This window comes from Elusimicrobiota bacterium (assembly GCA_041660925.1).
Lineage (GTDB): Bacteria > Elusimicrobiota > Elusimicrobia > UBA1565 > UBA1565 > JBAZUV01.
The window spans coordinates 418,809-440,261 of sequence record JBAZVI010000002.1; the positions used below are offsets into that span (position 1 = coordinate 418,809).

The window sequence follows — 21,453 nt, forward strand, 5'->3', positions numbered from 1 at the left end:
GCGGACGTTCTCCTCTCGCGCCGCACTCCGGGGTATGGACCGGGTCCCCGGAGTGGGAAGATTGCTGCTCGCGCTGCTGGCCGCTTGCGCGGCGCCCCTGCACGCCTTCACGAGCAACACGGGCGGAGCTTCCGCGCAGTTCCTGCGCGTGGGGGTCGGGGCGCGGGCGCTCGGCATGGGAGAGGCCTACGGGCCGGTCGCCGAGGGCGCCGAGTCGATCTACTGGAACCCCGCCGGCTCGGCGATGCTTCAGGGCCCGGACCTCGCCTATTCGCACTCCGAGTCCATGACCTTCTTCCACCACGACTACCTCGCCTACGCGCACCCCGTGCGCGCGCTGCGCGGGACGCTCGGGGTCTCCGGGGCCTTCTTCTACCAGGATTCCCTCAATGCGGTGGACAACACGAACCGGACGGTGGGCTCTTTCCAGCCGCACAGCGAGGTGCTCTCCCTCTCCTACGCGCGCGCCTTCGACATCGACGACGAGGCGCTCACCCGCGACCGCGAGTACTTCGGTCCCATGTGGAACCATCCGGGCGCGGTGCGCCCCCTCTACCCGGAGGAGGACTTCTGGCACGGACGCCTCGCCTTCGGCTTCGCCGGGAAGTACGTCAAGGAGACGCTCTACCGCCGCTCCGCCTCGGCCCTGGCCCTCGACGGGGGCATCCTCTACCGCCACCACGACTACGAGCGGCTGCATGCCAGCCTCGTCTTCCGCAACCTCGGCACGGCGATGCGCTTCATCCAGGAGAGCGAGAAGCTCCCGCTGGAGCTCGCCGGCGGCCTCTCCTACGACGCGCGCTTCTCCGCGGACCGCCGAGTCCTCCTCGCCGTGGAAGCCGCGCAGCCCTACTACGGGCCGCCCTACGGGAAGGTCGGCGCGGAGTACTCCGCGCCGGTCTCGGACCGCTACACGATGGCCTTCCGCCTGGGCTACAAGACCGTGAGCCTCGCGGAGCTCGGCCCGCTGGCGGGGCTGACCGCCGGGGTCGGCGTCGGGACCCAGCGGCTCTCTCTCGACTTCGGCTTCCAGCTGCTCGGAGACCTCGGCGAGTCCTATCGCCTCGGCGCGAACATCCGCTTCTGATCGGGAATCCCCTGCGGGGGTCCCCGGCGCTTACTTCGACTGCTCCTCGCCGGCGGCGAGCTCATCTTCCCGCGCTTTGCCGGCCGCGCCGTAGGTTGCGGCCGCTGCTTTGGCCTTGTCGACGTCGGTCTTCAGGCCGTCGGCGTAGCGGGTCGCGGCGTTGTCGACCTTCTCCTCCTTCTTCGCCTCCGGGGGCGCTCCTTTCGAGCAGGCGCCGGCGAGCAGCAGCAGGGCGACGAACAGACGTCGGACCATGGTCCCTCCTTGCGAACCGCATCATAGCCGATTACAATGGGCGTATGATCGATTGGAAGGCGGCGACCGACGAGCCGAAGACCCCGGAAGGGGCCGCGGCGGGCGTCCGGACCCTGTCCATGGCTTTCCTCGGCGTGGGCGGCCTCGACGCCCTCATCGGCCTCGCCCGACCCTGGGCCCTGGTGGACGCGGCCATCCTCCTGGGCCTCGGACTCGCCCTTCGCCTCCGGCTCAGCCCCTACGCCGCGCTCGCGCTCGTCCTCTACTGCGCCGCCGCCGTCGTCTCCTCCGCGGTGAGCGGAGACCTCTTCCTCGTCCCGGCGCTTCTCCTCGGCCTCGCCCTGCGCGCGCTCGTGCTCTGCTCCAAGCGCCGCCGCCTGCTCGCTCCTGGCTCCTCCTCCTAGGCGCTCGTCCAGCAAAGACGAAGGGCCGCCGATGACGGGCGGCCCTTCGTCTTTGCTGCCGCTTATGAGAGTTTGGCCTTCAGCTCCTTCACCTTCCCGTTGATGCGGGCGACGTGCTTGATGCGCAGCTCGACGTCCATGTCGAGCGCCTTGAGGTAGGTCAGCGCCTCCTGGTAGAGAGCCAGCGCCTCGGCGTTGGAGCCCCTCGCCTCCTCGTTGCGGGCCCGGAGGAGGCGTCCGTCGAGCTCGATCTGGAGCACCGCGTCGCGGATCTTGCGCTCCAGGGCGTGCAGGGCATCCTTCTTCTCGGCCTTCTCGCGGTAGTCGGCCAGGCGCAGGAGCAGGTCGCTGTACACCTTCGTCTTCGCGGCGGCGTCCTCGGCGCTCACGACGCGGGCCAGGGCGGAGTCCGTCTCCTGCTGAGCGGTCTCGAGCAGGAGCGCGTCGAGCTGCTCGCGGCGCCTCTGATGCTCGTCCTTCGGCGAGCCCTCGATGGTCGGGATGCCCTTCTCCTCGTACTTCGAGAGCGCCTCGAGGTCCTTGAGCATCTCCTCGATGCGCGCCAGGCGGGTGTGCGGGTTGACCGTGTGGTCGGCGCGGTCGAGCGCGTCGCGCATGTGCTGCTTGCGCTGCGTGATCTCCATGCCGACGATGTGCGCGCAGTTCCCGCAGAGTCCCGCGGGGTTCAGCGCGAAGAACCAGCCCGAGCAGCCGCAGTACTTGCAGTGGGTCATGAAACCCTCAAGACCATGCGATAGCGCGCCTTGCCGCGGCGGACCCGCTCGACGGCCGCGTTGACCTCCCCCATCGGGACCGTCTCGGTCAGAGCGCAGACCCCCTTGCGCGCGGCGAAGGCGAGCATGTCCTCGATGTCCCGCCGGCTGCCGATGGGGCTGCCGCAGATGCTCTTGCGCCCTCCGATGAGCGCCAGGACCGGGAGCTGCAGGGGCGCGGGGGACGCGCCCACGAAGCAGAGGCGGCCCTCCGGCCGCAGAGCCGCGACGAAGGACCCCCAGTCGAGGTCGGCCGTGACGGCGGAGAGTATGAAGTCGTAGGCCCCGCGCGCGGGCTTCTGCCCGCAGACGAAGTGCGCGGCGCCGAAGGACCGCGCCTCCTTCTCCTTGTCGGGAGAAGTGGAGAACACCGTCACCTCCGCGCCCCGCTTGGCCGCGAACTGCACGCCCAGGTGCCCGAGCCCGCCCAGGCCCAGGACCGCGCAGCGGGTGCCCTTGCCCACGCAGTAGTGCTTGAGCGGGGAGTAGACCGTGATGCCGCCGCAGAGCAGCGGGGCGGCGGTCTCGGAGGAGAGCTTCTCGGGCAGGGCGAAGGCGAAGCGGCCGTCGGCGCGGACGCGGTCGGCGAAGCCCCCGTGATGGCCGACGCAGGTGGCCCGGCTCTTCGAACAGTAGTTCTCGTCGCCCTGCTCGCAGTACTCGCAGTCCATGCAGGAGCCGCACTGCCAGCCGATGCCCACCCGCATGCCCTCCTTCAGGTGGCGCACCGCCTTCCCTCGCGCGACGACCGTACCGACGATCTCGTGGCCGGGGACGAGCGGGTACTTCGAGATGCCCCAGTCGTCGTCGATGAGATGGACGTCGCTGTGGCAGATGCCGCAGTGAGTGACCGCGACCTCCACCTCATCGGGTCCGAGCGGCCCGGGCTCGTAGCTCCAGGGCGCGAGGGCGGCCTTCGCGGCCTTCGCGGCGTAGGCGTTGACGTTCATGTCCCCTCAGTGCTTCGGTTCGACGTGGATGAGCACGCGGCCCAGCCCGCTCACGCGCTCGCGCAGGTGCTTCTCCAGCTGTTCGGTGAAATCGTGGGCGTCGCGGATGCCCGTGGCGGCGTCGAGGGCGCAGTGCATGGAGACGGAGAGCTCCCCGCCGCTGAGCCGGACCTTGAGGTCGTGGAGGTTGGCGGGGACGTGCTGCCGCTTGCAGAACTCGAGGAGCTCGTCCTGGACGCGGGCCTCGCCGACCGTCTCGGCCTTCTTCGTCGCCGCCGCCTCTCCGGCCGGCTCGAGGTGGGTGACGACGTTCTCGAGGGCCGGGAAGGAGGAGCGCAGGTCCTCTTCGAAGGCGTCCGCCTCGGCGTGGGCCTCGGAGACGCTCAGGTCTTCGGCGACCTCGAGGTGGAGCTCGACGGAGCGCTTCCCCTCCTCCTCGTAGACGCGCACGGCGTGGGCCCCGAGACCCCGGCGTGCCGCGAGGATGCGGGCGGCCGCGGTGAGCTCGCCGGGCACCACCCCGTCGGGCTCGACGTGGACGACGACGTCGGCGTTGGGCAGGACGGCGCGGACGGCGGCCTCGGCCCGGTCGGCCGTCGCGTGGGCGGCCTCGAACAAGGTCCCCTGAGGGACGGCGAGGGTCACGTCGGCGAAGACCTCCGCGCCGGCCTTGCGCACCCGGGCCTTGCGGACCTCGAGGACTCCGGGGACGCGGGCGGCCGCGAGGACCTTCTCCTGCATCCCCGCGGGAGCCGTGTCGAGCAGGTCGTCGACGGACTTCTTGCCGAGGGCCCAGCAGACCTTGAGGACGATGAGGGCGACCCCGAGCGCGGCGACCGCGTCGGCCTTCACCAGCCAGGACGCGCCGGTCCGGTGGGCGATCAGGACGCCGAAGAGTCCGAGGAGGACGACGCAGGAGGACCAGATGTCGGTGGAGAAGTGGAGGGCGTCGGCCTCGAGGGCCTGGCTGTCGTACTTGTCGGCCACCCGCTTGAGCGCCCGCGAACGGGACCAGTCGATGCCGATGGACAGGAAGATGACGGCGAAGGACCAGACGTTGACCGCGACCTCCTTGTCGACGAAGAAGAGCCGCTCGACGGATTCCCAGAGGATCCAGGCGCAGGTCACGACGAGGAGGAGGGTCTCGAAGAGCGCGGAGATGTTCTCGATCTTCCCGTGTCCGTAGGTGTGGGTGTCGTCGGCCGGTTTGGCGGAGGCATGGACGGCCCAGCAGGTCACGGCCGCCGCGACGAGGTCGAGACCCGAGTGGGCGGCCTCGGAGAGGATGCCGAGGCTGTTCGTCCAGAGGCCGATGCCCAGCTTCGTGCCGGTGAGGACGACGGCGGCGGCCACCGAGGAGATCGCGACCGACTGCTTCTCCCGGGCTGCCGCCGCCTGCGACGCGTTCACGGTGTCGATGGCCGCTCCGTCACCCGGCGGGAGGGTCGTCGTAGTGGGTCTGGATGAGGGTCCCGGCCTTGCCCTCGAGGGCGAGCGGGAGGCTCTCGATGTCCGTGATGTGGACCCGCCGTCCCCCGTTCGCGAGGTAGAGCAGCGCCGCCTCGACCTTCGGGCGCATGCTGCCCACGGCGAAATGGCCTTCGGCGAGGAACTGTCGGGCCTCCCGGGCGGTGATCCTGCCCAGGTCCTGCTGCTGCGGCGTCCCGAAGCGGAGGCGGACGCAGGGGACCGCCGTGAGGATGATGAGGGCGTCGGCCTTGATGGAGCTGGCGAGCACGGCGCTGGCCAGGTCCTTGTCGATGACGGCCTCGACGCCCTTGTACTGCTTGCCCGGCAGCTCGACGGTCGGGACCCCGCCGCCGCCGACGGCGATGACGATGTCCCCGAAGAGCACCTGGGTGCGGATCATGTGCCGCTGGATGACTTTGAGCGGCTGCGGCGAAGGGACCACGCGCCGCCAGCCGCGCTTGGCGTCCTCCATCATGGACCAGCCCTTCTCCTTCATCAACCCCTTCGCCTCCGCCTCCGTGTAGAAGCGCCCGACGGGCTTCGTCGGATTCTGGAAGGCGGGGTCCTGCGGGTCCACGAGGACCTGCGTGATGGTCGTCACGACGTAGCGGCGGATGCCGCGCCGGCGCAGGGCGTTGAGCATGCCGAGCTGGAGGTAGTGGCCCATGCTGCCTTCCGACATCGCCACGCAGGCGTCGAGTGTCATCGGGGGGATCTCCCCCCCGGCGATCTCGTTCTGCCGGAAGATGTTCCCCACCTGCGGGCCGTTGCCGTGGGTGATGACGAGGTGGTACTCGGGGCCGAAGAGGCAGGAGAGCTTCTCGCAGGTCTCCTCGGCGTTGCGCTGCTGCTCCTCGGCCGTGCCCTTCTCCTTGGGGCTGAGGAGGGCGTTGCCCCCTATCGCGACGACGTAGAGGTCGTGCTCCATCGCGCGCCGGGCCCGCCCCTAGGCGAGCACCTTCTTGATGCGCGTGCAGGCCCAGTCGAGCTCCTTCTTCTCGATGGTCAGCGGCGGGGCCAGCCGGATGACGTGCTCGTGCGTCTCCTTGCACAGCATCCCCTCGGACATGAGCTTCTCGCAGAAGGTCCTCGCGCCGCCCGCCTCGGGCTTGAGCTCGATGCCGATGAGGAGACCGCGTCCCCGGATCTCCTTGACGTGCGGGCTCTTGATCTCGCAGAGGCTGTCGATGAGGTACTCCCCCAGCTCGTGGGAGCGCTCGACGAGCTTGTCCTCGACGAGGACCCGCATCGCGACGCGGGAGACCGCGCAGGCGAGCGGGTTGCCGCCGAAGGTGCTGCCGTGGTCGCCCGGCTTGAAGACCCCGAGGACCTCCTTCGAGGCCGCCACGGCCGAGATCGGCATGACGCCGCCGCCGAGCGCCTTGCCCATGATCACCATGTCGGGGCGGATGCCGTCGTGCTCGTAGGCGAACATCTTGCCGGTGCGGCCGAGCCCGGTCTGGATCTCGTCGAGGATCATGAGGACGTTGTTCTTCGTGCAGAGCTCGCGGACCTGCTGCAGATAGCCCGGCGTCGGGATGAGGATGCCGGCCTCGGCCTGGATGGGCTCGACGAGGAAGGCCACGGTGTTCGGGGTGATGGCGCGCTTGAGGGCGTCGGCGTCGCCGAAGGGGACGATCTTGAAGCCCGGGGTATAGGGCCCGAAGTCGCGCCGATACTGCTCCTCCGTCGAGAAGCTGACCAGGGTGACGGTCCGGCCGTGGAAGTTGTTGGCGCAGGCGATGATCTCGCCCTTGTCCTGGGGCAGGCCTTTGCGGAGGCAGCCCCACTTGCGGGCGGTCTTGACCGCGGTCTCGACGGCCTCGGCGCCGGTGTTCATCGGCAGCGCCATGTCGAAGCCGGTGAGCTCGCAGAGCTCCTTGAGCCAGGGGCCGATCTGCTCGTTGTGGAAGGCCCGGGAGGTCAGCGTGACCTTCTTGGCCTGCTCGACGAGGGCCTTCACGACCTTCGGGTGGAGGTGCCCGTGGTTGAGCGCCGAGTAGGCGCTGAGCATGTCCATGTACTTGCGCCCTTCGGGGTCCTTGACCCAGACGCCCTTGGCCTGGGAGATGACGATGGGAAGCGGGTGGTAGTTGTGGGCGCCGTACTTCTCGGCGGTGTCGATGAGCTCCTGGGTGCTGCTCACGGCGGCGGCGGTGGTCATGAGGGGCCTCCTAAAACGTTAATAACGCGATATTAGCATATCAGGGGAACAGGGCAACTGCACCCTGTTCCCCTGACTTTGCTCGTGCATCACGAGTCCGGAACTCCCAGGGAAAAGCGAAGCTTTTCCCTGCTTACTTCGAGACGGCCTTCGCGATGAGGGCCTTGAGGCCGGAGGTGCGCTCGCGCAGCTCGTAGGTCACGCGGACCGAGGGCTTGTTGAACGACATCATCCGCGAGAGGTCGATCGGCGTGCCGATGATGACCACGTCGCTGGGCACCGCGTTGATGGTCTGGCGCAGCTCCGACATCTGCTTGTCGCCGTACCCCATCGCCGGCAGGATGTCCTTGACGTGCCGGTAGGTGGCGAAGGTCTTCTTGATGGAGCCCACGGCGTAGGGCCGCGGATCCACGATCGTGCGGGCCTTCGCAGCGCGCGCGGCCACGTGGCCGGCGCCGAAGGTCATCTCGCCGTGGGTCAGCGTCGGGCCGTCCTCGACGACGAGCACGCGCTTGCCGCGCACCATGGCCGGGTCGGTCACGGTGACCGGGGACTCGGCTTTGATGATGAGCGCCTTCGGGTTCGCGGCGTGACAGTTCGCCTCGACGATGGCGACGTCGGAGGCCTTCGCGCTGTCCACCTTGTTGATGACGATGGCGTCGGCCATGCGCAGGTTCGTCTCTCCCGGGTAGTAGGAGAGCTCGTGGCCGGGGCGCAGCGGGTCGACCACCGTGATGAGGAGGTCGGGCTTGTAGAAGGAGATGTCGTTGTTCCCGCCGTCCCAGAGGATGACGTCGGCCTCCTTCTCCGCGCTGCGCAGGATCTTCTCGTAGTCCACGCCGGCGTAGACCACGTTGCCGGCCTCGACGTGCGGCTCGAACTCCTCGCGCTCCTCGATGGTGCAGTGGTTGCGGTCCATGTCCTCGAGGGTCGCGAAGCGCATGCAGACCTGCTTGCGCAGGTCGCCGTAGGGCATCGGGTGGCGGATGACGGCCACGCGCTTGCCCATCGCCTTGAGGTACTCGCAGACCTTGCGGGTCGTCTGGCTCTTGCCGCAGCCCGTGCGGACCGCGCAGATGGCGATGACGGGCTTCTTCGAGGGGATCATCGTCTGCTGCCAGCCCAGGAGCCGGAAGTCCGGCCCGGCGGCGTTGACGATGGCGGCCTTGTGCATGACGGTGAGGGCGTTGAGGTCGGAGTAGGCCAGCGTCACCTCTTCGACCTTGTGCCGCTTGATGAGCGCGAGCAGCTCGCTCTCGGCCTCGATCGGGATGCCCTTGGGATAGTTCTTCCCGGCGAGCTCGCGCGGGTACCGGCGGCCGGCGATGTCCGGGATCTGCGCGGCGGTGAAGGCGACGACGTTGTACTGGGGCTGGTGCTTCCAGTACACGTTGAAGTCATGGAAGTCGCGGCCGGCTGCGCCCATGATGATGACGTTCTTCCGTTTCATGTGTCCTCCGTTCTGCGAGCGCTCCACGCGGCCGCTGAAGGACCGGGGGCTGCTCGATGCTTCGCCGTTAGGACGGCGGGAGCGGAGGGCGCGGACCCTTTCTCGATCTCTGCTCCGCGGCCGGGGAGGCTCCGGAGCAGGGATTGAGAGCGTCTTTGCGCGCGGACGTACGGTGCGGAAAAGCCACGGAGTTCATCGAGGCCCCTGAACGGCGGGGTCCGAGAGAGCTCCCTCCAGGCTACGCGACCCGAACGCTCCGGCCGCAGTATAGCAAACAAGCGTCGTGGGGTGAACCCGCTCCTTCAGGCAGGTTAAGGAAGGGCTACGCCGCCCATTCGTACGCGCTTTTGTGGGCGCCGCGGGCTTCGATGTGGGCGAGGAAGCGGCGGTAGAAGGGATGGCGGGAGAGGGTCGCGCTGTCGCCGATGAGGACGAGCAGGCGCCGCGCGCGCGTGATGGCCACGTTCATGCGCCGGGTGTCGGAGAGGAAGCCGACCTCCCCCTTCTCGTTGGAGCGCACCAGGGAGACGACGACCGCCTCCTTCTCGCGGCCCTGGAAGCCGTCCACCGTGCCGACCTCGACGGGGGGCTTCACGAGCGCGCGCAGGCGCCGCACCTGCGCGACGTAGGGCGAGAGGAGGCCGATGTCGCGCGCGCGCAGGCCGGCCTCCTGGAGCTCGGCCACGATGCGCGCGGCGAGGCCCGCCTCGCCCTCGTTCTCGCGGCTCTGGAGGAGTTCGTCGAAGCCCTCCTCCCAGCCCGTCCCGGCGGTGTCGATGAAGACGAGCGGTTGTCCCGTGAGTTCGGACTCCTTCACGCGCGGAAGGTCCGAGGCGAGGTGCCCGCTCACGGACGGATGGGCGATGAGCGCCCCGCCGTAGAACTCGCGGGACGGGAACTCCATGAGCCGCTCGTTCATGCGGTACTGCTCGCGAAGGAGCGTCTGCATCGTGTCGGGCAGGAGGTCCTTGAGCCGGTCGAAGAGGGTGCGTCCGAGCTCCGGCGCCGCCTCGCGCGAGCGCAGGGTCGGCGGCAGCTGCATGGAATCGCCGGCGAAGACGGCCTTGCGGCCGCGCAGCAGCGGGATCCAGGAGAGGGGCTCGGTGGCCTGCGAGGCCTCGTCCAGGGCGATGAGGTCGAAGTCCCCGGGGAGCCAGCGCCGCGAGATCCCCCCGTGCGTGCAGAGCACGACCTGCGCGGAGAGCACGAGACGCCGGGCGATGGCGAGCTCCAGCTCGCGGGCCTCGCGCTCGAGCCGCCGCACCTCGAAGAGGGCGCGGCCGCGCTCCTCGGGCGGCACGCCGCGCCGGCCCTGACGCGCGAGGCGCTTGAGCAGGCGTTCGCGCTCTCCGAGCAGGGTCTCGGCCTGATGGTGCTGCGGGTCGGCGGCGGCGATGACCCGCAGGTTCGCGCGCCGCAGGGACTCGAGGGTCTTCGCGGGATGGCCCAGGCGCACGACGCGCAGGCCGGCGTCGAGGTCCGGGAGGAGTCGCTCGAGCATGTTGTCGACGGCGACGTTCGAGGGCGCGGTCGCGAGCACGCGGTCGCCGCGGCGAGCCGCCTGGCGGATGACCTCGACGAGGGTCGTGGTCTTCCCCGTGCCGGGCGGGCCGTGGATGAGCGCGACATCCCCGGCCTTGAGGGCGGAGACGACGGCGCGGCGCTGCCACTCGTTGAGGGTGCGGTCGAGGAACTCGACGGGGCGCTCGACGCCGGGCTCGGGGACGGCCGAACCGCGGAGGATGTCGCGCAGGCGCGCGGCCCAGAGGCCGTGGGCGCTCGAGATCTCGGAGACCGCGCGGCGCATGCGCCGCCAGGTCGCGTCGGAGCCCATGAGGTCGAGGGCATAGCGTCCGGTCGGGAAGCGCGCGGGCAGCGCACCGTCGACGGCGACGCGCGCGCGGTCCTCCTCGACGCGCTCGAGGGTCCCGTAGATCCAGCCCGGGTCGGCGCCGGAGGGGAGCACGACGCGCACGCTGTCGCCCTGGTCCATGGCGTGGAAGGGCGAGAGCTCCTCTCCCTTGCGGGGCGGGCGCACGAGCAGGAGCGTCCGGTAGCCGGCCTCCGTCTCGTCGACGGACTCGAGCGTCAGGCGCGCGACGCTGCGCCCGAGCGCCTCGCGGGCGTCCTCGCCCAGGCGCTCGAGCTCGCGCCGGGTCTCCTCGCGCTCCGCCTCCCGCTCGAGTTCGAGCAGCTGGAGGAGGCGTTCGTAGCGGCCTTCCGTGGACGGCATGGCCGCGCATTGTATCAATTCTCGCCGGGAATCCCCCCTTTGGGATTCCCGGCGAGTTTGTTAGACTCGGTGCATGCAGCGCCACGGGAGGCTCTCCGCCTCGGCCTTCAAGAAGCTCAAGGAGCTCTTCCACCGCCAGCGCCGGGACGCCGACGGCTACTGCGAGGCCCCCGCCGAGTTCACCGCGGGCAACCGCCTCACCCTGCTCATGGACGGACGGGAGGCCTACCCGGCGATGCTCGAGGCCATCGCCGCGGCGCGCCACAGCATCCACCTCGAGACCTACATCCTGCGTTCCGACCGCACCGGCCGGCAGTTCGGCGACGCCCTCGCCGCGCGCGCCAGCGCGGGCGTCGCGGTGCGCGTCATCTACGACGCGGCGGGCTCCATCGACGCGGAGCCCTCCTGGCTCCAGGCCCTGCGCAACCGCGGGATCCAGCTCCTCGAGTTCCGTCCGCTCGGCCCCTGGCACCGCCGCTGGGGCTGGGGCCGCCGCGACCACCGCAAGATCCTCGTCGTGGACGGGAGCGTCGCGTTCACCGGCGGGCTCAACATCACCGACGACCACGCCGACGCCTCCGAGGGCGGCGCGGGCTGGCGCGACGCCCACGTCCGCCTCGAGGGGCCCGCCGCCTACGAGCTCGAGCGCCTCTTCCGCGGGACCTGGTACCGCGAGACGGGCCGCTGGTTCCACTCGGTCTCCGACCTGCGCCACGCCCCCGGGACCTCGCTGGTGCGCGTCGTCGCCAACGACGAGCTCCTCCACCGCCACCGCATACGCCGCGCCTACCTGCACGCCATCGGCCGCGCGCGCACGCGCATCTGCATCGCGAACGCCTACTTCATCCCCGACCGCGGCATCCGCAAAGCGCTCTACCGCGCGCGCAAGCGGGGCGTCGACGTCCGCCTCCTCGTCCCCTCGCTCTCCGACGTCCCGGCCGCGACCTACGCGAGCCGCATGCTCTTCGGCCCGCACCTCGGGAACGGCCTGCGCATCTTCGCCTGGCCCGGCCCGATGATGCACGCGAAGATCGCGACGGTGGACGGGATCTGGAGCACCGTCGGCTCCTACAACATGGACCACCGCTCCTGGCTCCACAACCTCGAGGCGAACATCCACGCCGTCGACCGCGAGTTCTCCTCGCGCCTGGAAGCCTCGGTGCTCGCGGACATGGAGCGCTCCCGCGAGATCACCCGCGAGCGCTGGGCCCTGCGCCCCTACTCCGAGCGGGTGCTCGAGCGCTTCTTCTACCTCCTCCGCTATTGGCTCTAGGTCGCGGAGCATTCCTCTGCTATAATCGGCCTCCCCATGAAGCTCTACCTGATGCGCCACGGACATTCGCCCACCGCCCACGAGGCCGGCGTCCACTCGGACGTCGAACGCCCTCTCTCCGAACGCGGGATCGTGGAGGCGCAGAAGGCGGCCGAACAGCTCAAGGCGCGCGCCGCGGCCCCCGGCCTCGCGCTCTGCAGCCCGCTGGTGCGCGCTCGGCAGACCGCCGAGCAGGTCGCCGCCGCTTTCGGGGCCCCCCTGCGCGTCTACAAGCCCCTCGACAACCTCCTCTCCGGCGCCGAGCTCCTGGAGCTCGTCCTCGCCGAGAAGTGGCCGTCCCGCGAGCTCCTGCTCGTCGGGCACATGCCGCAGATCGGAGAGGCGGCCTCACGTCTGGCGGGCGAGCCCATGGCCTACCCCACCGCGGGCCTCGCCGCCTTCGAGCGCGGCGCCGACGGGGAGTGGCGCCTGCTCTGGCGCGCCGGACCCGACGGGAGGTTCTGACCTGAGGCCGTTGTTCGCCGCGCTCGCGCTCGGACTCCTCCTCGCCTCGCCGGCCTCGGCGGTCTTCACCGCGCGCGAGATGGACGCCCTCGACACCGAGGGCCTCTTCGACAGCGAGTACTTCCTCGACCTGCTCGGCTTCTCCCCTCCCCTCGACTGGCGCTGGGCGTGGCAGGCCTCGAGCAGCGGCTACCGCGTCAACGGCGCGAGCCTCGACCGCTCCGACCTCCTCCTCGAGCAGGACCTCAAGCTGACCCGCCGACTCAACGACGGACTCGCGTTCCGCTACGACCTCGTCCAGCGCGGGGACAAGGACCTCGTCGAGCTCCATCATTGGCTCCAGCTCGAGGCCGGGCCCTGGCGGGAGCTCACCGGCGGTCTCTTCGGGGAGCCGGAGTTCTCGAAGGAGGACGCGGACATCGGCCTCTTCCTGCGCTGGGCGCGCGGCCCCTGGATGCTCCGGGGAGCGATGGACGCCGTGGACTTCAGCTTCAACCAGCGCGGGCGCACCTCGCAGAGCTACCATCGCAAGCCCGTGACCTGGGACCTCCGCGCGGCCTGGACCGAGGGCGGAGACCGCGTCCTCGCCTCCGCGGAGCTCGACGAGCCGCTCGAGCGCTCCGTCCCCGCGGACGGGCGGCTCTACGGCTACCGCCGCACGCGGCTCGCGCTGAGCTGGGACCGTCCGGCCTCAGCGCCGGCGGGAGACTGGGGCTTCGCCGCGGACTACGCCTTCGAGTACAAGCGGGAGCAGGACTATTACGACCCCGATCCGTCGAGGAAGACCCTGGACTTCCGCCGCACGCTGCACACCTGGACCCTCGCCGGCGAGCGGCTCCTGGGCGCCCGGGACCGCGTCGAGGCCGGCGCGCGCCTGCTCACGCGCAGCGCGAACGCGGGCCACGGGCCCGACTCCGCCGCCGACATCCGCTATCGCCGCTGGGAGCTCCAGCCCTACGGACGCTGGCGTCGCGAGCTGCGTCCCTGGGCGGTGAGCGAGCTCGCCCTCTTCCTCGGGGAGGGCGAACAGCGGCGCGCCTACCCGTCCGCGCCCGCCTCGAGCGTCGCCGAGACCCCGGCCGAGGCCAAACTCGGCACCGGCGTCGACTTCGTCTACGGCGGCGGCTCCGGCCGCCTCGGTCTCTACGGCCACTGGGACCTCGACGACGCAGGGAGGCATGTATGGGATGGAGGAAACATCCGGGCGATGTTTCTTTTCTGACCCACGCTCGCCCGAATACCCCGACTTTCCCCCCAGGGGGGTTCAGCGACGCGACCGAGCGCAGCGTGGGGAGCTAGCGTCGACGAAACGGGGGGACGGAGTCCCCCCTTGAAGAGCCGCCGAGCTCCGGCCACGTCGGAAGGACTCTTCCGCTCCGGAGCGAGGGGACCGCGCCCCCGGAGCCGACTACCAGTCGGCTCGGGCTGAGCGCGGCGGCGACAGAGTGGCGATGGTGGGAACGTGCGGGCCATGTTCCTCTTCTAGCGTTTCCGCCGCTCCTTCTCGGGTGGGGGTTCAGCCTCTCATCCGTCCTTCGTCAACTTGCCTTTCACCCTCTAATTGTTAGAATACGCGCACGCAGGTCTATAGCGCTCCACTATGATCCCGAGGCTATCATGATCGATCTCGTCAAGAATCTCGCCGCCGTCAACCGCCGCACCAAGAGCTCCGTCATCCGCGAGCTCCTCAAGCTCACCAACAAGCCCGAGATCATCTCCTTCGCCGGCGGCCTCCCCGACCCCCAGACCTTCCCCTCCCAGATCCTCGCGGACATCTCGCGGGAGGTCATCTCCAAGCAGCCCCACGTCGCCCTCCAGTACGGCCCGACCGAGGGGCTTCCGGAGTTCAAGGAGCAGGTCGTGCGCATGCTGCGCGAGGAGGAGGGCCTCATCGTCAAGAACGAGAACCTCCTCGTCGTCTCGGCCTCCCAGCAGTCCCTCGATCTCGTCGGCAAGACCTTCATCGACGCCTCCGACCCCATCCTCGTCGAGCTGCCGAGCTACGTCGGCGCCCTGCAGGCCTTCAACGCCTACGGCTGCCGCACCATCGGCGTCATGGGCGACGACGACGGCATGCGCATGGACGACCTCGAGCAGAAGCTGCGCCACCTGCGCAACGAGGAGGAGCACTACAAGTTCGTCTACGTCGTGCCCGACTTCCAGAACCCCAACGGCGTGACCATGCCCGAGGAGCGGCGCAAGACGCTGGTGAAGCTCGCCGAGGAGTACTCGGTCCTCATCATCGAGGACTCCCCCTACCGCCACATCCGCTTCGAGGGCAAAGCCCCGCACATGCTCTACAAGCTGGGCAAGCACGGCAACGTCATCTCTCTGCTCACCTTCTCCAAGACCCTCGCCCCCGGCCTGCGCCTGGGCTGCATCCTCGCCCACGAGGCCATCATCAAGCGCATGAGCATCCTCAAGCAGTCGGTGGACCTCTGCACCTCTCCCCTCAACCAGCTCATCGCCGCGGAGTTCCTCAAGCTCGGCATCTACCGCGAGCACATCGACAAGACGCGCGCGATCTACAAGGTCAAGAAGGACGCGATGCTCGAGTCCCTCAAGCGCCACATGCCCGAGGGCGTGACCTGGACGAAGCCCGAGGGCGGCCTCTTCCTTTTCGTGAAGCTGCCCGACTACATGAACACCGACGAGCTCTTCTACGAGGCGGTCAAGGAGAACGTCGCCTTCGTCGTCGGCTCCGCCTTCCACAGCGACGGCAGCGGGCACAACACGATGCGCCTGAACTTCTCCTATCCGACGCCCGAAAAGATCGAGGAAGGCGTCAAGCGCCTGGCCAAGGTCGTCAAGGCGAACATGCGCTCCGGGACGCACCACCACCACCACACGACGGCCCATCGGGGATGACGCAGCCGAGCCGCGAGCGCAGACAACCCGGCGCCGCCGAGGCGGCCGGCTTCCTGAGCGCTCTCCCCCACACCGTCCTCTACCCGCTGCTGGGTCTCGGGCTCGGGCTGCTCTGCCCCCTCGGGGCCTTCATCCTGCGCTTCGTCCTCGCGGACCCCGTGCTCAAGGCGGTCTGGGTGCGCAGCGAGCTGAGCTACAACTTCGTCTTCTACGTCTACATGGAGGTCGCGACGGTCGCGGCCTTCGTCGTCTTCGGCTACGTGCTCGGTGCGCGCAGCGAGCGCCAGCGGGCCCGCAACCGCGAGCTGCGCGAGCGCATCGACCTCTTCCACCTCAAGTCGATCACCGACGGGCTCACGGGCGCCTACTCGCACGGCTACCTGCGCGAGACCCTCACCCACGAGATCGAGCGCGCCCGGCGCGGCGGCCGCCCCCTCTCGCTGCTCATGATGGACATCGACGACTTCAAGAAGCTCAACGACACCCACGGCCACCTCTTCGGCGACCGCGTGCTCGTCGAGCTCGTCGAGACGGCGAGCGTGAGCATCCGCCGCGAGGACGTCCTGGGCCGCTACGGCGGAGAGGAGTTCGCCCTCGTCATGCCGGGCGCCGACCCGGCCACCGCCTCCCGCGTCGCCGAACGCGTCCGCCGCGCGGTCGCCCACCGCGCGGTCATCGACGCGAAAGAGGCGAAGATGGACCCGCGCACGCCTCCCGTCCACATGACGGTGAGCATCGGCGTCGCCACGCTGCGCGCGGAGGACGACGCGACGGGGCTCATCGGCCGCGCGGACGCGAACCTCTATCGTGCCAAGCACGGCGGGAAGAACCGCGTCGTCTCGGAGGAGGTCCCGGCATGAAGGCCATCGTCGTCCGCTCGTTCGGAGAACCCGAGGTCCTCCGCGTGGAGGACGTCCCTGTCCCCAAGGTCGGCCGGGGACAGATCCTCGTGAAGATCTTCGCCGCCGGCGTGAATCCCGTCGAGGCCTACATCCGCGCCGGGACCTACGCGCATACGCCCAAGCTCCCCTACACCCCCGGGACCGACGCCGCGGGCTTCGTCGAGGCGCTCGGCGCCGGCGTCGAGGGACTCAAGACCGGCCAGCGCGTCTACACCTCGAGGACGCTCACCGGCGCCTACGCGCAATACGCCCTCTGCGACAAGTGCTGCGTGCACCCGCTGCCCGAGCGCGTCTCCTTCGAGCAGGGCGCGGCCATCGGGATCCCCTACGCGACCGCCTACCGCGCGATCTTCCAGCGCGGCCGGGCCCACCCCGGAGAGACCATCCTCATCCACGGCGCCAGCGGCGGCGTGGGCGTGGCGGCCATCCAGCTCGCCCGCTCGACCGGGCTGAGCGTCATCGGGACCGCGGGCAGCGACCGCGGCCTCGAGCTCGTGCGCGTCCAGGGCGCCCTCCCGGTGGACCACCGCGACCCGAAGCACATGGAGCGCGTCCTCGAGGTCACCAAAGGCCGCGGCCCCGAGCTCATCGTCGAGATGCTCGCGAACCTCAACCTCGCGGCGGACCTCGAGACGGTGGCCCAGGGCGGCCGCATCGTGGTCGTCGGCAGCCGCGGGAAGGTCGAGATCGACCCGCGCGCCGCCATGAGACGGGACGCGGCGATCTACGGCACGAGCCTCTGGAACGCGACGCCCGTCGAGCTCTTCTCCGCCTACGAGGCGGTGGGCGACGGCCTCACCCACGGCAGCCTCGCCCCGGTCATCGGACGCGTGCTCCCGCTCGACGCCGCCCCCCTCGCGCACAAGGCCGTGCTCGAGCCCGGCGCCTACGGCAAGACCGTCCTCGTCCCGTGATCCGGGTCTTCACCGACGGCGCATGCGCGGGCAACCCCGGCCGGGGCGGCTGGGCCGCGATCCTCCTCCTCCCCGACGGGAAGGTCTTCGAGCTCGGCGGAGCGGTGCCGCGGACGACGAACAACCGCATGGAGATGCTCGCCGCCGTCGAGGCCCTGCGCGCCCTCGAGGCCCATCCCGGGGCGCTGCGCGTCACGACGGATTCCACCTACCTCGTGAAGGGCGTGACCTCGTGGGTCGCCTCCTGGAAGCGCAAGGGCTGGAAGCGCATCGACGGCGGGGACGTGCTCAACCGCGACCTCTGGGAGAGCCTCGACGCGCTCTGTGCCGCCCGCCGCGTGGAGTGGGAGCACGTGCGCGGCCACGACGGACACCCCGCCAACGAGCGCTGCGACCGCATCGCCGTCGCCTTCGCCCAGGGCAGGGAGATCGACCTCTACGCCGGCCCCCTCTCCGACTATCCGGTGGACCTCCTCGCCGCGCCCGCCCCGCACGAGCCGCGGGCCCCGCGCAAGCGCGCGAAGAAGGGCCCCGGGACCTACCTCAGCCTCCTCGACGGCCGTCTCGAGCGCCACGCCACCTGGGCCGAATGCCAGGCGCGCGTGCACGGCAAGCCGGCGAAGTTCAAGAAGGTCTGCTCCCCCGACGAAGAAGCCGCGACCCTGAAAGATTGGGGGATTTAGTCCCTGGAGACGGAGTGCGGGCACGTCCTGCGCAGGTCGCAGGACGGACAGTGCGTCGTATCCGCGCGGAAGCCGCGTCCCGTCACGGCGAGGTCGGCGACGCGGGTCACGAGCTCCACGATGCCCTCCTCACGCGCGGGGTCGAAGGGGACCGTCGTGCGCTTCCCCGTCGCGACGTAGTAGAGGGTCAGCCAGGCGGGGACCAGGTCGAGGCAGTCGCGCGCGCCCAGCCCGTAGAGGCCCAGCTGGAGGTTCTCCGCCGCGGCCTCCTCGCTCTCGACGTCGAGGTGGGTCTTGTAGTCGATGACCTCGACGGTGCCGTCCGGGCGCCGATCGATGCGGTCGATGGTCCCGCGCAGGGCGTGCGGCTCCAGCGGGACGAGGAAGTCCTTCTCGACGGCGAGGACCTCGGAGCGGCGCTCGAGCTCGTCGCCGTGGTAGCGCTCCAGGATGCGCCGCGCCTTCGCGTGCCACTCCAGCTGCTCCTGGGCGTCCTTGAAGCCGGCGTGGCACCAGTTCTCGTCGCAGCAGGCGAGCAGGCGCGCGAGGTCCCCCCCGCCGCCGCGGTGGTACGCCTCGAGCGCTCCATGGATGGAGACCCCCAGCGCGGAGGGCGGGCTCATCGGGGCGCGGCGTCGGTCGACGTAGACGGTCTTATAGAGCCAGGGGCAGTCGAGGTAGGCGCGGATCTGCGAGTAGCTGATCTCCATCCCCTTGGGCCGCGCCTGGCGCGCGGGCGCGGGGTGCTCCTGAAGCCAGAGCTTCAGGTCCTTCACGCAGCGGGGAGGAGTCGGCGGAAGAGGCTGACGCGGGAGTCGCCGTAGCGCTCGCGGCGGAACTGCTCCCAGCCCGCGGGGACCTTCGGCTCCTCTTTCTGGTGATGCTGGGCCACGACCCAGCCGGTCGGGGTCACGAGGTTGCAGGCGACCACGTTGGCCAGCGTGGGGGTCACGAGGAAGAGGGCCTTCTTCTCGGGGTCCACGTAGGGAGGCCCCATGAAGACGAGGTCGAACTCCTTGACCCCGGAGCGGAAGGGGATCCAGGAGAGGGACGCCGCGACATCGGCGCGGAAGACCTGTCCCTTCGCGGCCCAGCCGAAACGCGCGACGTTGCGCTCGATGACCTCGACGACGCGCTTGTCGCGCTCGACGAAGACGACGCGCTCGGCGCCGCGCGAGAGGGCCTCGAGGCCGACCGTGCCGGTCCCCGCGTAGAGGTCGAGGAAGCGGGAGGAGGGCAGGCGCGGCCGGAGGATGTCGAAGAGCGACTGCCGGATGCGCGCCGAGATGGGCCGCACGCCCGAGTCCTGCGGTACGGAGAGGATGCGGCGCCCGCGGGCGCTTCCGGCTATGAATCGGAGCACGGCGATATTATAAGATACTCGCGAGCATGCCTGCCGAGATCCTCATCGTCGATGACGACCCGCTCGTAGGGAACCTCTCCTCGGAGATCCTCAACGAGGCGGGCTTCTCCACCCATCTGGTCTCCGACAGCCGCCTCGCGATGGCCGCGGTCAAGGAGCAGAACCCCAAGCTCGTCATGCTCGACATCCTCATGCCGGGCATCGACGGGCTGACGCTCCTCAAGCAGATCAAGGCGGACCCGACGATGAGCGCCATCAAGGTGGCCGTCGTTTCCGCGAAGTCCTTCAAGGCGGAGGTCGACCGCGCCAAGAGCTACGGCGCCGACCTTTTCATCAAGAAGCCCTATGACGTGAAGGGCTTCCCGATGATGATCAAGGAGCTCATCGGAGAGCCCTCCGGGCTGCCCTCCGCGGCGAAGGCGATGATGCGCCTGCACGCCGCCGGCGCCCGCGAGCACGACTCCGTCCCCTCCCTCTCGCTGGAGGCCTTCGGCCGCCTCTTCCTGCTCGACGCCGGCCGCGGGATCGTCCCCCTCGCCCGCCGGATCCTCGAGGAGAACCGCTTCCGCGAAGCCTGGCTTCTGCTGACCGGCTTCTCCGCCGGCCACCTCAGCGGCTTCGGCGAACTGCCGCTGCTGCGCGAGGACGGCTGGCACGTGCACGTGCTCGCGCCGCACGACCCCGACAAGAACGCCTCGCTGCATCTGCGCGAGGCGCTCGCGCGCGCGAAGGACGCCGGCCCGGTGAAGGCCAAGGTCCAGATCCACGAGGTGCGCGAGGACAGCTACGCGCTCGGGCCCGGACTGCGCGCGGCCCCCTTCTACGCGAACCATCCGGGCGCCACCCTCGGCTACGTGCTCGAGCTGGCCGGCCGCCGCGTCGTCTACTCCCCCGACGCCGAGCTCTACGGCGAGAACGCCACCGCGCTCCAGGACTACGACGAGAAGATCGGCCGCCTCTGCCGCGGAGCCGACCTCCTCGTCCACGACGCGCGCTGGACCGACGAGGACTACGCGAAGCACCTCGACGAGGGGCACTCCAGCGTCTCCCACGCCGCCGTCTTCGCGGCGGACAACGAGATCCGCCGCCTCCTCCTCATCGGCGCCGACCACTCCTATCCCGACGACGCCCTCGCCGGGATGGAAGAGCACGCCCGCAAGGTCCTCGAGGAGCACGGCTCGCAGATCCCCTGCGCCGCGGTCCGCGACGGGCTCACCTTAGAGCTCTGATCCGTTGAAGCGGGAATCCCTCGTCCTCCCGGCGGAAACAGGCATGACCGTCTCGGCGGTGGTGCGCCTGCGCCTGGGCCCCCCCGGCTCCCCGGCGCCGTGGTCGCGCGCGCGGGACCTGTGCGCGCGCGGCAAGGTCTCCCTCGACGGCGCGCCTGCGCTCGACGGAGCGGCGCGCGTCCGGGGCGGACAGACGCTCGTCATCGACGAACACGCGCGAGCGCCCCGTCCCCCGACGGCCGCGAAGATCGTCTTCGAAGACGCGCACGTCGTCGTCATCGACAAGCCCGCCGGGATCTCCAGCGTCCCCTTCGAGGAAGGGGAGACCGGCACGGCGATGGACTCCGTCCGCGACGCCTGGCGCCACGAGGGCCGCCGTTCCGACGCGCGCCCCCTCCTCGTCGTGCACCGCATCGACAAGGAGACCTCGGGACTGCTGGCCTTCGCCAAGAGCGGGCGCGCCGAGCGCGAACTCAAGGAGCTCTTCGCCGCGCACGACATCGAGCGCACCTACCTCTGCGTGGCGCACGGCCGCTTGAGCTCGCGCAGCATCGAGTCGATGCTGGTCGACGACCGCGGCGACGGACTGCGCGGCTCGACGCGCCGGCCCGGCACGGGAAAGCGCGCGCTCACGCATGTGGGTGTGCTTGAGACGCTCCCGAAGGCGACGCTCTGCGAGGTCCGCCTCGAGACCGGGCGGACGCACCAGATCCGCATCCACCTCTCCGAGGCGGGCCATCCGGTCGTCGGGGAGCGCGTCTATGTCCGGGACTTCTCCGGCGGGGACTACGAGCTCCTCGCGTCCTCCCGTCTGCTCCTGCACGCCGCGACGCTCGGCTTCGTCCATCCCGTCACCCGCGCGAGCGTACGGCTGAGCTCGCCGCTCCCCGAGGACTTCCTCGCGGAGCTCGCGCGGCTCAGAGCCTAGATC

Annotated in this window: 21 protein-coding genes; 11 read left to right on the forward strand and 10 right to left on the reverse strand. The window is 70.1% G+C overall.

Going from position 1 to position 21,453, the window contains the following annotated elements:
• Positions 1-52 precede the first annotated feature (52 nt).
• Complete coding sequence (locus tag WC969_04475) at positions 53-1,087, forward strand: hypothetical protein (protein MFA6029093.1); 1,035 nt, start codon at positions 53-55, stop codon at positions 1,085-1,087.
• 30 nt (positions 1,088-1,117) lie between these two features.
• Here WC969_04475 and WC969_04480 read toward each other — a convergent pair whose 3' ends face one another.
• Complete coding sequence (locus WC969_04480; protein ID MFA6029094.1) at positions 1,118-1,342, reverse strand: hypothetical protein; 225 nt, start codon at positions 1,340-1,342, stop codon at positions 1,118-1,120.
• Positions 1,343-1,386: 44 nt separating this feature from the next.
• Here WC969_04480 and WC969_04485 point away from each other — a divergent pair, with 44 nt between their 5' ends.
• Positions 1,387-1,746, forward strand: coding sequence for a hypothetical protein (locus tag WC969_04485; GenBank protein ID MFA6029095.1), 360 nt, complete (start codon positions 1,387-1,389; stop codon positions 1,744-1,746).
• Positions 1,747-1,808: 62 nt separating this feature from the next.
• Here WC969_04485 and WC969_04490 read toward each other — a convergent pair whose 3' ends face one another.
• From WC969_04490 to WC969_04520, 7 genes are all read right to left on the reverse strand, one after another.
• The gene (locus WC969_04490; protein MFA6029096.1) at positions 1,809-2,480 is read right to left on the reverse strand and encodes a hypothetical protein; all 672 of its coding nucleotides are present in this window, start codon (positions 2,478-2,480) and stop codon (positions 1,809-1,811) included.
• Positions 2,477-3,469 (reverse strand): NAD(P)-dependent alcohol dehydrogenase, encoded by a 993-nt coding sequence (locus tag WC969_04495; GenBank protein ID MFA6029097.1) that lies wholly within the window; start codon positions 3,467-3,469, stop codon positions 2,477-2,479. The genes WC969_04490 and WC969_04495 overlap by 4 nt, the downstream gene beginning before the upstream one ends.
• Before the next feature lie 6 nt (positions 3,470-3,475).
• On the reverse strand, positions 3,476-4,879 hold the full coding sequence (locus WC969_04500; GenBank protein MFA6029098.1) for a cation-efflux pump: 1,404 nt from the start codon (positions 4,877-4,879) through the stop codon (positions 3,476-3,478).
• A 19-nt stretch (positions 4,880-4,898) separates the two neighbouring features.
• Positions 4,899-5,867, reverse strand: coding sequence for a carbamate kinase (locus tag WC969_04505; GenBank protein MFA6029099.1), 969 nt, complete (start codon positions 5,865-5,867; stop codon positions 4,899-4,901).
• An 18-nt stretch (positions 5,868-5,885) separates the two neighbouring features.
• Positions 5,886-7,103 carry an ornithine--oxo-acid transaminase gene (rocD, locus tag WC969_04510; GenBank protein MFA6029100.1) on the reverse strand — a complete coding sequence of 406 codons (1,218 nt, stop codon included), beginning with the start codon at positions 7,101-7,103 and terminating at the stop codon, positions 5,886-5,888.
• Between the two features lie 133 nt (positions 7,104-7,236).
• Entirely contained in the window at positions 7,237-8,553 is a 1,317-nt protein-coding gene (locus WC969_04515) for a cyclic 2,3-diphosphoglycerate synthase (GenBank protein MFA6029101.1), read from the reverse strand.
• A 322-nt stretch (positions 8,554-8,875) separates the two neighbouring features.
• Complete coding sequence (locus tag WC969_04520; GenBank protein MFA6029102.1) at positions 8,876-10,786, reverse strand: AAA domain-containing protein; 1,911 nt, start codon at positions 10,784-10,786, stop codon at positions 8,876-8,878.
• Positions 10,787-10,859: 73 nt separating this feature from the next.
• On the opposite strand from WC969_04520, the gene WC969_04525 reads away from it, so the two are divergent.
• The 7 genes from WC969_04525 (at position 10,860) to rnhA (ending at position 17,930) form a co-directional block, all read left to right on the forward strand.
• Positions 10,860-12,059, forward strand: a complete 1,200-nt coding sequence (locus tag WC969_04525; protein ID MFA6029103.1) for a phospholipase D-like domain-containing protein — start codon at positions 10,860-10,862, stop codon at positions 12,057-12,059.
• A 36-nt stretch (positions 12,060-12,095) separates the two neighbouring features.
• Complete coding sequence (gene sixA, locus WC969_04530) at positions 12,096-12,563, forward strand: phosphohistidine phosphatase SixA (GenBank protein MFA6029104.1); 468 nt, start codon at positions 12,096-12,098, stop codon at positions 12,561-12,563.
• A gap of 10 nt (positions 12,564-12,573) precedes the next feature.
• On the forward strand, positions 12,574-13,785 hold the full coding sequence (locus WC969_04535; protein ID MFA6029105.1) for a hypothetical protein: 1,212 nt from the start codon (positions 12,574-12,576) through the stop codon (positions 13,783-13,785).
• Positions 13,786-14,180: 395 nt separating this feature from the next.
• Complete coding sequence (locus tag WC969_04540; GenBank protein ID MFA6029106.1) at positions 14,181-15,431, forward strand: PLP-dependent aminotransferase family protein; 1,251 nt, start codon at positions 14,181-14,183, stop codon at positions 15,429-15,431.
• Positions 15,428-16,291 (forward strand): GGDEF domain-containing protein, encoded by an 864-nt coding sequence (locus tag WC969_04545; protein ID MFA6029107.1) that lies wholly within the window; start codon positions 15,428-15,430, stop codon positions 16,289-16,291. The genes WC969_04540 and WC969_04545 overlap by 4 nt, the downstream gene beginning before the upstream one ends.
• A complete protein-coding gene (locus WC969_04550; protein MFA6029108.1) occupies positions 16,288-17,247 on the forward strand; it encodes an NADPH:quinone reductase in 960 nt (319 codons plus the stop codon). Before WC969_04545 ends, WC969_04550 begins: the two co-directional genes overlap by 4 nt.
• Entirely contained in the window at positions 17,244-17,930 is a 687-nt protein-coding gene (gene rnhA, locus WC969_04555) for a ribonuclease HI (GenBank protein MFA6029109.1), read from the forward strand. The genes WC969_04550 and rnhA overlap by 4 nt, the downstream gene beginning before the upstream one ends.
• Here rnhA and WC969_04560 read toward each other — a convergent pair.
• Together WC969_04560 and rsmD are read right to left on the reverse strand one after the other, a co-directional pair.
• Complete coding sequence (locus tag WC969_04560; protein ID MFA6029110.1) at positions 17,927-18,706, reverse strand: PD-(D/E)XK nuclease family protein; 780 nt, start codon at positions 18,704-18,706, stop codon at positions 17,927-17,929. The two genes, rnhA and WC969_04560, sit on opposite strands and share 4 nt — an antisense overlap.
• A complete protein-coding gene (rsmD, locus tag WC969_04565; GenBank protein MFA6029111.1) occupies positions 18,703-19,293 on the reverse strand; it encodes a 16S rRNA (guanine(966)-N(2))-methyltransferase RsmD in 591 nt (196 codons plus the stop codon). Before rsmD ends, WC969_04560 begins: the two co-directional genes overlap by 4 nt.
• 26 nt (positions 19,294-19,319) lie before the next feature.
• On the opposite strand from rsmD, the gene WC969_04570 reads away from it, so the two are divergent.
• Together WC969_04570 and WC969_04575 are read left to right on the forward strand one after the other, a co-directional pair.
• Positions 19,320-20,522 carry a response regulator gene (locus WC969_04570; protein ID MFA6029112.1) on the forward strand — a complete coding sequence of 401 codons (1,203 nt, stop codon included), beginning with the start codon at positions 19,320-19,322 and terminating at the stop codon, positions 20,520-20,522.
• A 43-nt stretch (positions 20,523-20,565) separates the two neighbouring features.
• On the forward strand, positions 20,566-21,450 hold the full coding sequence (locus WC969_04575; protein ID MFA6029113.1) for an RluA family pseudouridine synthase: 885 nt from the start codon (positions 20,566-20,568) through the stop codon (positions 21,448-21,450).
• The last annotated feature ends 3 nt before the right edge of the window (positions 21,451-21,453 follow it).